Genomic DNA, 12598 nt, shown 5'->3' with positions numbered 1-12598 from the left:
TGTTCAGGTCAGCAATCGGGCCAATGTGGCCGCCGTGAAATCCACCATGGGGACGACTCGCGCATAGTTCAACCGCGTCGGCCCGATCACGCCCACCACGCCGACCACGCGCCCGTCCAGCGCACGCACCGGCTTGGCGATCACCGACGAGCCGGACAGGGCGAACAGCTTGTTCTCCGATCCGATGAAGATGCGCGTCGCTTCGCCTTCTCGGGCCGAATCGAGCAGCCGGGCGATCTCCTCCTGCCCTTCGAGCTCATCGAGCAGCCGACTGACCTTGTCGAGGTCCTCCGTCGCCGCGGTATCGATCAGCCGCGCCTGGCCGCGCACGATCAGCACCGGCCGGCGGCCGCCATCTTCGCTCCACACCGCCAGCCCGCGCGCGACCAGCGCCGCTGCCGCACTGTCGAGCGCCGCGCGCTGCTGGCCGAGCTCGCGCTCCACCCTGGCCCGCGCCTGGCTGAGCGTGAACCCGCCAAAGGTGCCGGTGAGGTAGTTTGCCGCGCGCTGCAGTGCCGCCGGGTCCATCCCGGGCAGCTCGACCACCCGGTTCTCGACCGAACCATCCTCGCCCACCAGCACCGCCAGCGCCCGATCGCGGCTGAGGGGCACGAAGCCGAACTGGCGGAGCACCGGTTCGGCCTTGGGCACCAGCACCAGTCCCGCACAGGCCGACAGGCCGGAGAGTGCGGCGGTGGTGTTGGCCAGCGCCGCTTCCACCGGGCCGTGTTCGGCGGCGTTGCGCTCGATCGCCGCGCGCTCCTCGACCGAAGGCTCGCTCGCCTGCATCATGCCGTCGACGAACAGGCGCAGGCCCGTCTCGGTCGGCATGCGGCCGGCGCTGGTGTGCGGCGCGGCCAGCAGCCCCAGCTCCTCCAGATCCTGCATCACGTTGCGGATCGAGGCAGGCGAGAGGTTGAGCCCGGAGATCTGCGCGATCGTCCGCGACCCCACCGGCGCGCCGGTATCGATATACGACTCGACCACCATGCGGAACACGTCGCGGGCGCGGTCGGTCAGTTCGCGGATCGGCGGGGTGGTCATGGAGCCTATGTAGCGCGGACAGCCGGCGCGCCAACCTCTGCCGTCACCCCGGCCCTGCGCCGGGGCGACGAAGGATGGATCTCAGGGCCGCTCGCCGATCAGCGCCTGGATCGGCAATGCCTCCACGGCGTCGCCCAGCGCCTGGCCAAGCGCGCGGTTCTTCTCCGCGCGGCAGCCATAATAGAAATAGAGCCCCTGGCTGTCGCCGATCGCGCGGGTCCAGGTGATGTCGACGCTGGGCATGTCGGTTGCCGCCGGCTCGCAATTCTTCTCGCCCGGCGCGTAGCGGACCTGGCCGCTCGCCGGCCGGTACGGCGCGAGCTTGGCGGCAAAGGCGTCATATTGCGCGCGGCTGAGCCTGAATGCCTTCTCGCCGGTCACCGCCGTGAAACGCTTGCCCTCGAACATGCCGGTGCCATCGGGGCGCACGGTGACGGCGTAGATCGGGCAGCGGCCGAAACAGGCGCCAGTCTCGTAGCGGATCGAATCGCCTTCGATCGGCACCGGCCCGCCCGGCCCGCCGCTCGGCTTGACGCAGCCCGCCAGCGCCAGCGTGCCGAGTCCCATGATCAAGAGCCTGCGCATTCCCCTGTTCCTCCACGGATCACCCGCCAAGACTGGCGCGTTCCCACCGTTCCGTCTACGTGCCGCTGCGAACCTTGCAGGAGACTGAAGCAGATGCGCCCTTCCGGCCGCGCCCCCGACGAGATGCGTACGATCACGATCGAGCCCCATTTCACGCGCCATGCCGAGGGTTCGGTGCTGATCAGCTTCGGCGACACGCGCGTGCTCGTCACCGCCAGCGTCGAGGAACGGCTGCCGCCCTGGCTCAAGGGCAAGGGCGAGGGCTGGGTCACCGCCGAGTATGGCATGCTCCCCCGCGCCACCCATACGCGCGGCCAGCGCGAGGCGGCGAAGGGCAAGCAGTCCGGCCGCACCCAGGAGATCCAGCGCCTGATCGGCCGCAGCCTGCGCGCCGTGACGGACCTCAGACTGCTCGGCGAACGCCAGATCACGCTCGACTGCGACGTGATCCAGGCGGACGGCGGCACCCGCACCGCGGCGATCTCGGGCGCCTTCGTCGCGCTGCGCATCGCCGTGAACAAGCTGATGGCTGCCGGGCTGATCAAGGAAGACCCGATCACCGCCCAGGTCGCCGCGGTCTCCTGCGGCATCTACAAGGGCAGTCCGGTGCTCGACCTCGATTATGACGAGGACAGCGCCGCCGACGCCGACGCCAATTTCGTCCTGCTCTCCAACGGCAACATCGCCGAGGCGCAGGCGACTGCCGAAGGCGCGACCTATGACGAGGAAGGGCTGCTCCGCCTGCTCCGCCTCGCGCGGATCGGCTGCAACCGGATCTTCGACGCACAGCTGAAGGCAATCGGATGACCCGCGAAGGCGAAGTTTCCAAGGACATCGGCCCCCAGGCGATCCGCAAGCTGAAGCCGGGCCGGCTGGTGATCGCCAGCCATAATGCCGGCAAGGTGCGCGAGATTCGCGAGCTGCTCGGCCCCTATGGGATCGAGCCGGTCTCCGCGGCCGAGCTGGACCTGCCCGAGCCCGAGGAGACGGGCACGACCTTCGTCGCCAATGCCGAGTTGAAGGCGCTGCAGGCGGCGGACCTTTCCGGTCTGCCCGCGCTCGCCGACGATTCGGGGCTGTGCGTCGAGGCGCTGAACAACGAGCCCGGCATCTTCTCCGCGCGCTGGGCGGGAGAGGGCAAGGACTTCGGCTTCGCGATGCAGCGCGTGGAAGAGCGGCTCGCGGCGCTGCCGCCCGAGACCAGCCGCGACGCGCATTTCGTCTGCGCCCTCGCCCTTGCCTGGCCCGACGGGCATGTCGAATGGTTCGAAGGCCGGGTCGACGGCACGCTTGTCTGGCCGCCGCGCGGCGGCCAGGGCTTCGGCTATGATCCGATGTTCGTGCCTGCCGGCCATGCGCAGAGCTTCGGCGAGATGGAGCCCGCGACCAAGCATGTGATGAGCCACCGCGCCGATGCCTTCCGCCAGCTCGTTGCCGCGGTGCTCGACCAGGAAAGGTGATTCGCGCCGCGTTAAGGATTTATTTCCCGCAACCCCGAACCCAAAGTTAAGTTATGACCCTTGCAATCAGAGCCAAGCGAGGGGTCGCAGAAATGGGTTCGTTCCGCCAGCTGGCGACGATGATACGACACGTCCACGAGACGCACATCCACGGTACCGCCGAAGAGGATGCGGAGGGGATCACGCTCGAGCAAGGCGAGGCCGGCACCGACCGACCCGGATTTGCCGACGATGCGCAGGTTGCCGAAACGGAGAATGTGCAAGCCTGACTGCCCCGGGGGCCTGGCCTCCCGGGCCATTTTCCTGTGCTACGGAGCGCCCCGGGGCCGAGCCTCGCCGGGGGGAAGTGGTGGACAGGGCTGGATTCGAACCAGCGTACGGAAAACCGGGCAGATTTACAGTCTGCTGCCTTTAACCACTCGGCCACCTGTCCATGGCGCCGTTCGGCGAGAGGGGGCCCATTGCCGAAGCCCCGCGTCCCTGTCAACGCCTTGCGCACAACCTTTGTGCGGCATAGCGTCCGCCGTTTCCATGCAGAGACTTGATTGGGGGGCACCCATGCGCCGACTTTCCTTCGCCATCGCCACGCTGCTCGCGGCCACCGCCACGGTGCCGCTCGCCATCGCCAAGGGCCCGGACGGCCCCAGCGCGCCGGTCGACCAGATCGTGGACCAGGGCACCCGCCATGGCGAAGTGATGCGCATCGCCCAGTATCTCACCGACGTGATCGGCGCGCGCCTCACCAATTCGCCCGGCATGCGCCAGGCCGAGGACTGGACTCAGGCCAAGTTCCGCGAATGGGGCCTGACCAACGTCCACAAGGAAGGCTTCGAGTTCGGCCGCGGCTGGTCCGCCAGGAACGCCAGCGTGAAGATGGTCGCGCCGCGCCCGCTTACCCTGATCGCCGCGCCGCTCGCCTGGACGCCGGGCACCAACGGCCCGATCACCGGCCAGGTGGTGCTCGCCCCGATGGCCGACGAAGCCGCGCTCGACCAGTACAAGGGCAAGCTCAAGGGCAAGATCGTGCTGATCACGGAGCCGGCGGACATTGCCGATGCGACCAGCCCCGCCTTCCGCCGCTATGGCGACGCCGATCTCGACAAGGCCGACACGTTCGAGCTGCCGGGCGGTCCTTCCGCCGCCACACGCCCGCAGCGCGGCCCCGCGCGCCAGATCTTCCTCGCCAAGCGCGACGCCTTCCTGAAGGCCGAAGGCGCGATTGCGTACGCGACGATGTCGTCGCGCAACGGCAAGCTGATCCATGGCCAGAACAGCCAGTTCAGGGTCGGCGCCACGCCGCCGCTTCCGGGCTTCGAAATCGCCGCCGAGGATTATCGCCGCCTCGCCCGCCTGGCCAAGATGGGCGCGACCCCCAGCCTCGAGCTGAGCAGCGACGTCACCTATGACGACAGCGACACCAAGGCCTACAACGTCATCGCCGACATTCCCGGCACCGATGCCAAGGCAGGCTATGTGATGGCCGGCGCGCATATGGACAGCTGGGCGATGGGCGACGGCGCGGCGGACAATGCCGCAGGCGTATCGATGGTGATGGAAGCCGCACGCATCATCAAAGCCTTGAATATCAAGACGAAGCGCGCGATCCGCTTCGTGCTGTGGTCGGGCGAGGAGCAGGGCCTGCTCGGCTCGATGGCCTATATCGAGAACCACATCGCCACCCGCACGATCGACCCGACGCTGACCGACCCCGCGCGCTATGCGGCCTGGGGCAAGTCCTTCCCGATCAAGCCGGGCCCCGACCATGCCAGGCTCGCCGCCTATTTCAACCTCGACAACGGCTCGGGCAGGATCCGCGGCATCTATACCCAGGGCAACACCGCCGTGGTGCCGATCTTCCGCGACTGGCTCGCGCCGTTCAGCTCGTTCGGGGCCACCAAGGTGGCGACCGCCCTCACCGACAGCACGGATCATGTGTTCTTCGACGTGGTGGGCATCCCGGCCTTCCAGTTCATCCAGGATCCGCTCGACTATGCCTCGACGGTGCACCACACCGATGTCGACACGTTCGATCACCTGAAACCCGAGGACATGCGCCAGGGCGCGATCATCCTCGCCGCCTTCCTGATCAACGCGGCCAACACATCCGACCCGCTGCCGCGCGTGCCGCTGGCGACCCAGCCCAAGACCTTGAGCGAATTCTACCCGGCACCGGGAGCGAAGTGATGGCCAAGCGCGGACACAGGCCGAGCCAGGCATCGTCGAACCGCCCCCGTTTCTACGGGCGGCACGCGGTGCTGGCGGCGCTCGACAATCCCGAGCGCAACGTGCGCAAGATCTGGGGCACGCACGAGGCGCTGGCCGGGCTCGACATTCCCTCGACGATTCCGATCACCTTCGCCAATGCCGCCGATCTCGGCCGGCTGGTGCCCGGCGACGCGCCGCATCAGGGGCTGGTCGCCGAAGTCGATCCGCTAGAGGAGATGTGGCTGGGCGACCTGCTCGCCCAGGGCGCGGACGACAACCGCCCGCTGCTCGTCCTCGACCAGGTGACCGACCCGCACAATGTCGGCGCGATTCTGCGCTCTGCAGCGGCATTCGATGCGCTCGGCATCGTCACCCAGGACCGGCATGCCCCGTCCGAGACGGGTACGCTCGCCCGCTCGGCGGCGGGCACGCTGGAAGTGGTGCCCTGGTGCCGCGTGGTGAACCTCGCCCGCGCGCTCGAGGAGATCGCCGAGGCGGGCTATTGGCGGATCGGGCTGACCGGACACGCCAACGGCACGCTCGCGCAGGTGATGGGCGGCCAGCAGAAGATCGCGCTGGTGCTCGGCGCCGAGGGCGAAGGCATGCGCCAGAACACGGAGGCACATTGCGACGAGCTCGCGAAGCTGCCGATCTCGGACAAGGTCGAGAGCCTGAACGTGTCGAACGCGGCGGCGATCGCGCTCTATGCGGTGACGGTGCGGTAGATATCTCCCTCTCCCCATCGGGGAGAAGGGAAAGCCTCAATCCTCCTCGGCGATCCGCACGCGCAGCCCGTCGAGCTCGGGTCCGAACGGGATCTGGCACGACAGTCGCGAAGTCGCGTCGCGGTCGCCGGCGCTGTCGAGCAGATCGTCCTCGTCCATGCTCATCTTCGGCAGTTTGGCCGCAAATTCCGGATCGACATGGACGTGGCAGGTCGCGCAGGAGCAGCAACCGCCGCACAAAGCGAGCAGCTCGTCGAAGCCGTTCTCGCGGATCACTTCCATCACGCTCAGGCCCGCTTCACCCATGACCTCGCGCTCTTCACCACTCCTGGTCACGACGATAAGCTTGGGCATGAGATTCTCCTGTTCCGGCCCCGTCCATGCCGCCGAAAACGGCGCTTCGCAAGGCGGGCGCGCATGGGCCTGACCGCCGATCAGCTCAAGGCGTCGCTCGATGCGCTGGCGGAGCGCGAGCCGCTGATCGCTGCCGCGATCGGGCGCGTGGGCTATCCCCCGCCCCGCATCCGCGACCGCGGCTACGAGACGCTGCTGCGCACGATCATCGGCCAGCAGGTGAGCGTCGCCGCGGCGCAATCGATCTGGAACAAGATGGCCGCGCAGCTGGGGGTGCTGGCCGATCCCGGCAATATCGCCCGTGCCAGCGACGAGGATCTGCGCGCCGCCGGCCTGTCGCGGCAGAAAACGGCCTATGCGCGCAGCCTGGCCGAGGAAGTGACCAGCGGCCGGCTCGATTTCGCCCGCCTGCCGGAGGAGGACGAGGAAGCGATCGCCCAGCTGATCCGGATCAAGGGCATCGGCCGCTGGTCCGCCGAGATCTACCTGCTCTTCGCCGAGGGACGCCCCGATATCTGGCCCGCCGGCGACCTGGCCGTGCAGATCGAGGTCGGCCGGATCATGGGCCATGCCGAGCGGCCGAGCGAGAAGCTGACGCGGGAAATCGCCGAAGCCTGGCGCCCCCATCGCGGGGCCGCGGCGGTGCTGGCCTGGCACCATTATAATTCCGCGATGGAAGTGATCTGAGGCGCGATCGCGCCGCTTGGTCCCGCAGGCGCGACTATGTCCCCAGGCCCACCGCGATCGCGCCTAGCGGCCCCGCCATCGTTCCCAGCCCCGGCGTCCCCAGCCGGGCCTCGATATCCTCCGCCCACTCGGCAAGCGCGCCATAGCCGCCCAGGCTCTCGACCAGCCGCGCGCGCAGTTTCGGGAACAGATAGGGCCGCGCGGCCGTCACCCCGCCGCCGATCGCGATCCGCTCGGGCGCGGCGGTGACGACGAGATTGTGGAGCATGCCGGCCAGATCGTGCACGAACAGGTCCCATCCGGGCGCATCGTCGGGCAGCTGATCGCCCGGCATGCCGAAGCGCTCGGCAAGCGCCGGGCCGGCGATCAGCCCTTCCAGGCAATCGCCATGGAAGCGGCACCAGCCCGGATAGGTATCGCCCGGCGCACGCGGCAGGCGCATATGGCCCGCCTCGCCATGCGCCCAGCCCATCACCGGCCTGCCGCCGCTCACCAGACCCACGCCAACGCCGGTGCCGATGGTGATATAGGCGTGCGCGGCCATGCCCTGGGCGGCGCCCCAGCGGCCCTCGGCGAGCGCGGCGCCTTCCACATCGGTCTGGAAGCCGATCGGCTTGCCGTAGCGCGCGTTCAGGCGACCGATCAGGTCGGTGCCGCTCCATCCGGGCTTGGTCGTCGCGGTGATCGTGCCGTAATCGGCACGCGCCGGATCGAGCCCCAGGGGCCCGAAGCTCGCCACGCCCATCGCGTCGAAAGTCCAGCGATCGAGCACCGCTTCGATCGCCGCCAGCGTCGCCCGCGGATCGGTGGTGGGCACGGTCGCCCGGTCGCGCACATCGTCCGGCCCGGTTGCCAGCAGCGCCACGCATTTTGTGCCGCCAAGCTCGATGCCCGCGATCAGTTTCGCCTCAGTCATGGGGCCCGTTAACCCGGTTCGGCGTGACAAAAAAGAGGCCGCCCGCAGGCAGCCACAGCCCCCGGTAACAGGGTTGGCAGCGGCGGCCGGGAAAGCCCGGCCGCCACTCCCCCTTTTGCCGAGAGGCCCCTAGAACCGGCCCCGCAGCCCGACCATGACCTGGCGGCCCGGATCGTAGAGCGTGAAGGCGGCATTGTTGAACTGGAAGTAGCTGCGCTGCTTCGACCTGGTGAGGTTGATCACGTCGAGCGTGAGCTCCGGCCCCCATTTCAGGTCGAGCACCTTGGCGAAGTCGACGCTCGCCGACATATCGAACTGCTGATAGTCGTTCGAATAGAGCCGGGCGAGCGCAATGCCGTTCTGGTTCGCATCGGACGAGACCGAGCCGCGCTGGAAGGTGGTCGAAAGGCGGATGTTGATGCCGCCCTGCTCGTAATAGCCGGTGATGTTGTAGGTCACCGGCGACACGCCCACCGCAACTGCCGGGGCGGCACCCGAGCCGGTCTGGTCGATCAGCGTCAGGTTCGCGTTGAACCCGAAGCCGTTCAGCCCGATCCTGCCGAGCAGGAAGTCGAGCGGCTGCACCCAGTTCACTTCAAGGCCGTTGACCTTGAGCGTGCCGGTCGCGTTGACTTGCTGGTTCAGCACCACGGTGGCGCTGTTCGGGCCGCCGCGCGAATTGATCGCGATCTGCTGGGTGGGCGTCAGCGTGTCATAGGTCACGCCATAGGTGGCCAGCGCCGTGAAGGGCACCGTCACCGTGCCGGTGGTGGTGAAGCCGGTCACTGCCTTGCGGAAGGCCGTGAAGCCGACATAGCCTTCCTTGCCGGTATAATATTCGAAGCCCAGGTCGATATTGGTCGAGAGATAGGGCTGGAGCGACGGATTGCCGACCGAGCCGACATCGGCGGAGGGCGTCGAGAAGTTGAGGCCCGGCAGCATCGTGTTCGGATTGGGCCGGGTCATCGTCCGCGACACTGCGGCGCGCACTACGGCAGCGTCGCCGATATGGAAGGCACCGCTCACCGAGGGGAGCCAGTTCGTGTAGCTCGTATCGGTGTAGACGAAATTGGTGATGTTCGGATAGCAGCTGCCGTCGCGCGGATTGCCGGTGCCCGGGCACGCCGCGGGCAGCGGGCCGGGGCCGTCCGGGTCCTGCGAGTTGCGCGGATCCGAAATCGAGACACGGCCGCCGATCGTCTGATCGGTGTGCACATAGCGGACGCCGGCATTGTAGTTGAGGTGGTTGTCGCCCAGCTGCAGGTCGCCATTCACCTCGGCATAGGCGCCGACCACCTTCTCGCGGACATAGCCGCCGCTGGCGCCCGTGTTCGACGAGCCGGCCTCGGGCGCCGCATTGTGGAAGGCGTCATAGTTGGACGCGGCCTTGAACCTGTTCCAGTCCACGGTGACGAAGCCCGCCGATGTCGGGCGCAGCAGCCCGGCAAGCTGCGCGTTCGAGATCAGCGAGCCGCCATAGGTCACCCCGCCGCTCGCGCCGGAGGAATAGCCGGTGCCATAGGCCGGATAGGTGGGATAGCCGGCCGGCGCCGCGCCAGGCTGGACCAGGCCGTTGCACGGTGGCTGGGTGTTGGGCGAGGGCAGGAACACGCTCGGGCGATTGCCGCACACCGCATTCTGCCAGGCCTGGCTGTTGTCGAAGGCGCTGATGCGCCGCGACGTGTCGTCATAGGCTGCGCCGACCTTGAGGTTGAACGCGTTGTCGCCCCAGGTCAGGTTGCCGCGAACGCCCTTGGTCTCGGTCTGGCGCCTTTCGTCCTGGATATTCACGCGCCCGCCCGGCCAGGCGAAATTGGCGGGATTGTTCAGGTCGATGTTCGTCGTGATCGACGGCACGTCGCCGCTGCTGTTGTCGTAATTCACCACAACGCCCGAATTGGGCGCGGTGAGCACCACGACGCTCGGGGATTCGCGGTGGAAGCTCGACCAGGTGTAATTGCCCTGCAGGTCGACCTTCAGCTTGTCGGCGATCTCCCATTCGAGCCCGGGATTGACGCCCCAGAACTTGGTCTTCTCGATGAAGGGGCGATATTCGAGGAACCACTGGGCATTGGCATAGGTGCCCTTGGTGACCACGCAGCCCTGGGTACAGTCCGAACGGTCATATTGGGTGTTGATCGGGATCGCCGCGCCGTTGCGGCCCACCCAGTTCATGTCGACGCGCTCGAGCTGATTGTCCTTCCAGCCGAACATGCCGTCGACATAGGCGTGGAGCCGGTCGCCCTTATATTCCAGGCTGGCGATCGCGTTGATCCGGTCCTTGGTGCCTTCCTCGAACATCGGGCGGCCGAGGCGCGGGATGATCCCGTTGTCGATCTGCGAGATCGTCGCGCCCGGATTGCGCGCGAGCAGGAACGCCTGGTCGATCGTGGTGCCGGTGACCAGGCCCGCACCCGAATTGGCAGGCACCGTCCCCGGGATCGTCCAGTTGCCGCCGCCGGTGGGATTGCAGCCGCTGGTCGCGCCGCACTGGGCGGCGGAGAGATTCGGATTGGTCCAGCCGATCGTCTCGAAGCCGGTGGTGCGCACCTTGTTGTGCACGCCGGCAACGCCGAGCAGCACACCGAAATCGCCCATCGTCGTGCTGGCGAGCAGCGAGCCGCGATAGCCCCAGTCCTTGGCATTGGTGTTCTTGGTCAGTTGCGCGCCATAAGTGACGCGCGTGCCCGAGCGGTCGAACGGCCGGGCGCTGCGCATGTTGACCGTGCCGGCCGCGCCACCCTCGACCTGATCGGCGATGCCGCTCTTGTTCACCGTCAGCGACGTGAACAGCTCGGTCGGGAACATGTCGAGATCGACTTCGCGATTGGTGTTCTGCGAATCGGTGCGGCCCGTCGAGGCGACCGCCACCGGCGCACCGTTCAGCAGCACGCGCGTGAAGTTGGTGCCCAGGCCGCGGATCGTGACGTTGAGGCCTTCGCCCGTCACTTCGCGCGCGATGGTCACGCCGGGGATGCGGTTGAAGCTCTCGGCGATGTTGGTGTCCGGGAACTTGCCGATATCTTCGGCGAAGATCGAATCGGTGAAGCCCACCGAATTCTTCTTCGCATTGGTCGAGCTCTGCAGCGACGCACGATATCCGGTGACGACGATCGACTGCTCCGCTTCCGGGACGCCCTGGTCCTGGGCGGCAGCGGGCGCGTCGCCGGGCTGGGTCTGGGCAAGCGCAGGCCAGGCCGTGCCGGCGAGCAGCGCGGCGCCGATCATTCCCAGACGGCGCGCAGTGAAACGAGGCGCAACTCGAGCGTGCATATTCCCCTCCTGTGAAGGCCTCTTCCCGGGCCATTGAGCCAATCGCGCGGATCGCGATGTTAGCGGTCACATTTGGCTATGCCGCGCCTGCGATGCTGTCAACTCATACATTTGCATCGGGTTAGTTTGACGCGGGAACAATCACTTATCGGCGCGCGACGGGAGAATTGCCGCATCGCACCATATTGTATGAGTTTAGTGACACCGTTGCCAGCACCCGACTCAGGCCGATTTTCGTCGCACCGGGCCATTGCAGAGGCGCCGCCCGGACCACATTTGCGGGGGCGTCTCCCTCTCGCTTCCAGAGGTATCGCATGCGCTACAACCAGCTCGGCCGTTCGGGCCTGATCGTCTCGGAGCTCTGCCTCGGCACCATGACCTTCGGCGGCGAGGAAGGCATCTGGGGCCGGATCGGCCAGCTTCAGCAGGAAGCGGCCGACGGGCTGGTCAAGGCGGCGCTGGATGCCGGCATCAATTTCTTCGACACTGCGAACATCTATGCCGAGGGCCGCTCGGAACGGATCCTGGGCCAGGCGCTCAGGAACCTGGGCGTCGCGCGTGACGAGGTGGTGGTCGCCACCAAGGTGCTCGGCCGCATGCACGACGGGCCCAATGGCGCCGGCGCGTCGCGCGGCCACATCCTGGCCCAGGTCGAGAAGAGCCTGGAGCGGCTCGGCACCGGCCATATCGACCTCTACCAGATCCATGGCTTCGACACGGCGACGCCGATCGAGGAGACGCTCTACGCGCTCGACGGCCTCGTGCGGCGCGGAACGGTGCGGTACATCGGCCTTTCCAACTGGGCGGCGTGGCAAGTGATGAAGGCGGTCGGCATCGCGGCGGCCCGCAACTATGCCCCGATCGCCTCGCTCCAGGCCTATTACACGATCGCCGGGCGCGACCTCGAGCGCGAGGTGATTCCGATGCTCGAATCCGAAGGCGTGGGCCTGATGGTGTGGAGCCCGCTCGCCGGCGGCTTCCTTTCGGGCAAATATACGCGCGAGGGCGACGGCGAAGGCCGCCGCGCCGGCTTCGACTTCCCACCGGTGGACAAGGCGCGCGGCCATGACGTGGTCGACGTGCTGCGCGAACTCGCCGAGGGCAAGGGCCGTTCGGTCGCCCAGCTGGCGCTGGCCTGGCTACTGCATCAACATGCGGTCTCCAGCGTGATCGTCGGCGCCAAGCGGCCCGAGCAACTTGCCGACAATCTCGCCGCGGTGGACGTCGCATTCACTGCCGAGGAGCTCGCCCGGCTCGATGCGGTGAGCAAGCTGCTGGCGGAATATCCCGGCTGGATGCTCGAGCGCCAGCGCGGCTATCGCGGCGGCCCGTCGCCGCGGCGCTGACCC

At 67.7% G+C, this 12598-nt stretch carries 12 protein-coding genes and 1 tRNA gene; 7 read left to right on the top strand and 6 right to left on the bottom strand.

The window, feature by feature from the left end:
• Window positions 1–3: 3 nt before the first annotated feature.
• Together hrcA and FHR20_RS00630 are read right to left on the bottom strand one after the other, a co-directional pair.
• A complete protein-coding gene (hrcA, locus tag FHR20_RS00635) occupies window positions 4–1044 on the bottom strand; it encodes a heat-inducible transcriptional repressor HrcA (RefSeq protein WP_167297781.1) in 1041 nt (346 codons plus the stop codon).
• A gap of 81 nt (window positions 1045–1125) precedes the next feature.
• Window positions 1126–1629 carry a DUF6438 domain-containing protein gene (locus tag FHR20_RS00630; protein WP_167297780.1) on the bottom strand — a complete coding sequence of 168 codons (504 nt, stop codon included), beginning with the start codon at window positions 1627–1629 and terminating at the stop codon, window positions 1126–1128.
• Window positions 1630–1722: 93 nt separating this feature from the next.
• Here FHR20_RS00630 and rph point away from each other — a divergent pair, with 93 nt between their 5' ends.
• The 3 genes from rph to FHR20_RS00615 all read left to right on the top strand — a co-directional run bounded on the left by rph (window position 1723) and on the right by FHR20_RS00615 (window position 3358).
• Complete coding sequence (gene rph, locus FHR20_RS00625; RefSeq protein WP_167297779.1) at window positions 1723–2436, top strand: ribonuclease PH; 714 nt, start codon at window positions 1723–1725, stop codon at window positions 2434–2436.
• Window positions 2433–3089, top strand: a complete 657-nt coding sequence (gene rdgB / locus FHR20_RS00620) for an RdgB/HAM1 family non-canonical purine NTP pyrophosphatase (protein WP_167297778.1) — start codon at window positions 2433–2435, stop codon at window positions 3087–3089. Before rph ends, rdgB begins: the two co-directional genes overlap by 4 nt.
• A 92-nt stretch (window positions 3090–3181) precedes the next feature.
• Window positions 3182–3358: a hypothetical protein gene (locus FHR20_RS00615; protein ID WP_167297777.1), complete on the top strand. Its 177-nt coding sequence runs from the start codon at window positions 3182–3184 to the stop codon at window positions 3356–3358.
• Between the two features lie 78 nt (window positions 3359–3436).
• Here FHR20_RS00615 and FHR20_RS00610 read toward each other — a convergent pair.
• Window positions 3437–3522: transfer RNA gene (locus FHR20_RS00610), tRNA-Tyr, on the bottom strand.
• A 125-nt stretch (window positions 3523–3647) separates the two neighbouring features.
• On the opposite strand from FHR20_RS00610, the gene FHR20_RS00605 reads away from it, so the two are divergent.
• Window positions 3648–5273: a M20/M25/M40 family metallo-hydrolase gene (locus FHR20_RS00605; RefSeq protein ID WP_167297776.1), complete on the top strand. Its 1626-nt coding sequence runs from the start codon at window positions 3648–3650 to the stop codon at window positions 5271–5273.
• Complete coding sequence (gene rlmB / locus FHR20_RS00600; protein ID WP_167297775.1) at window positions 5273–6019, top strand: 23S rRNA (guanosine(2251)-2'-O)-methyltransferase RlmB; 747 nt, start codon at window positions 5273–5275, stop codon at window positions 6017–6019. The genes FHR20_RS00605 and rlmB overlap by 1 nt, the downstream gene beginning before the upstream one ends.
• A 36-nt stretch (window positions 6020–6055) precedes the next feature.
• Here rlmB and FHR20_RS00595 read toward each other — a convergent pair whose 3' ends face one another.
• Window positions 6056–6373, bottom strand: coding sequence for a 2Fe-2S iron-sulfur cluster-binding protein (locus FHR20_RS00595; RefSeq protein ID WP_086130962.1), 318 nt, complete (start codon window positions 6371–6373; stop codon window positions 6056–6058).
• Between the two features lie 63 nt (window positions 6374–6436).
• On the opposite strand from FHR20_RS00595, the gene FHR20_RS00590 reads away from it, so the two are divergent.
• Entirely contained in the window at window positions 6437–7060 is a 624-nt protein-coding gene (locus FHR20_RS00590) for a DNA-3-methyladenine glycosylase family protein (RefSeq protein WP_167297774.1), read from the top strand.
• A 34-nt stretch (window positions 7061–7094) separates the two neighbouring features.
• Here the strand turns inward: FHR20_RS00590 and FHR20_RS00585 are convergent, their stop codons facing one another.
• Entirely contained in the window at window positions 7095–7976 is an 882-nt protein-coding gene (locus FHR20_RS00585) for an ROK family protein (RefSeq protein WP_208413349.1), read from the bottom strand.
• Between the two features lie 129 nt (window positions 7977–8105).
• On the bottom strand, window positions 8106–11249 hold the full coding sequence (locus tag FHR20_RS00580) for a TonB-dependent receptor (protein ID WP_167297773.1): 3144 nt from the start codon (window positions 11247–11249) through the stop codon (window positions 8106–8108).
• Between the two features lie 314 nt (window positions 11250–11563).
• Here FHR20_RS00580 and FHR20_RS00575 point away from each other — a divergent pair, with 314 nt between their 5' ends.
• Entirely contained in the window at window positions 11564–12595 is a 1032-nt protein-coding gene (locus FHR20_RS00575) for an aldo/keto reductase (RefSeq protein ID WP_167297772.1), read from the top strand.
• Window positions 12596–12598 lie beyond the last annotated feature (3 nt).

This window comes from Sphingomonas leidyi (assembly GCF_011761945.1).
Classification (GTDB): Bacteria; Pseudomonadota; Alphaproteobacteria; order Sphingomonadales; family Sphingomonadaceae; genus Sphingomonas; species Sphingomonas leidyi.
This window is presented reverse-complemented; position numbering and strand designations above follow the sequence as displayed.

Excerpts from the sequence above, each read along its gene's own strand:
- FHR20_RS00595 (WP_086130962.1), bottom strand. The coding sequence starts at position 6,373 with ATGCCCAAGCTTATCGTCGTGACCAGGAGTGGTGAAGAGCGCGAGGTC.
- FHR20_RS00580 (WP_167297773.1), bottom strand. The coding sequence starts at position 11,249 with ATGCACGCTCGAGTTGCGCCTCGTTTCACTGCGCGCCGTCTGGGAATG.
- FHR20_RS00630 (WP_167297780.1), bottom strand. The coding sequence starts at position 1,629 with ATGCGCAGGCTCTTGATCATGGGACTCGGCACGCTGGCGCTGGCGGGC.
- rdgB (WP_167297778.1), top strand. The coding sequence starts at position 2,433 with ATGACCCGCGAAGGCGAAGTTTCCAAGGACATCGGCCCCCAGGCGATC.
- FHR20_RS00585 (WP_208413349.1), bottom strand. The coding sequence starts at position 7,976 with ATGACTGAGGCGAAACTGATCGCGGGCATCGAGCTTGGCGGCACAAAA.
- FHR20_RS00590 (WP_167297774.1), top strand. The coding sequence starts at position 6,437 with ATGGGCCTGACCGCCGATCAGCTCAAGGCGTCGCTCGATGCGCTGGCG.
- FHR20_RS00575 (WP_167297772.1), top strand. The coding sequence starts at position 11,564 with ATGCGCTACAACCAGCTCGGCCGTTCGGGCCTGATCGTCTCGGAGCTC.
- hrcA (WP_167297781.1), bottom strand. The coding sequence starts at position 1,044 with ATGACCACCCCGCCGATCCGCGAACTGACCGACCGCGCCCGCGACGTG.
- FHR20_RS00605 (WP_167297776.1), top strand. The coding sequence starts at position 3,648 with ATGCGCCGACTTTCCTTCGCCATCGCCACGCTGCTCGCGGCCACCGCC.
- rph (WP_167297779.1), top strand. The coding sequence starts at position 1,723 with ATGCGCCCTTCCGGCCGCGCCCCCGACGAGATGCGTACGATCACGATC.
- rlmB (WP_167297775.1), top strand. The coding sequence starts at position 5,273 with ATGGCCAAGCGCGGACACAGGCCGAGCCAGGCATCGTCGAACCGCCCC.
- FHR20_RS00615 (WP_167297777.1), top strand. The coding sequence starts at position 3,182 with ATGGGTTCGTTCCGCCAGCTGGCGACGATGATACGACACGTCCACGAG.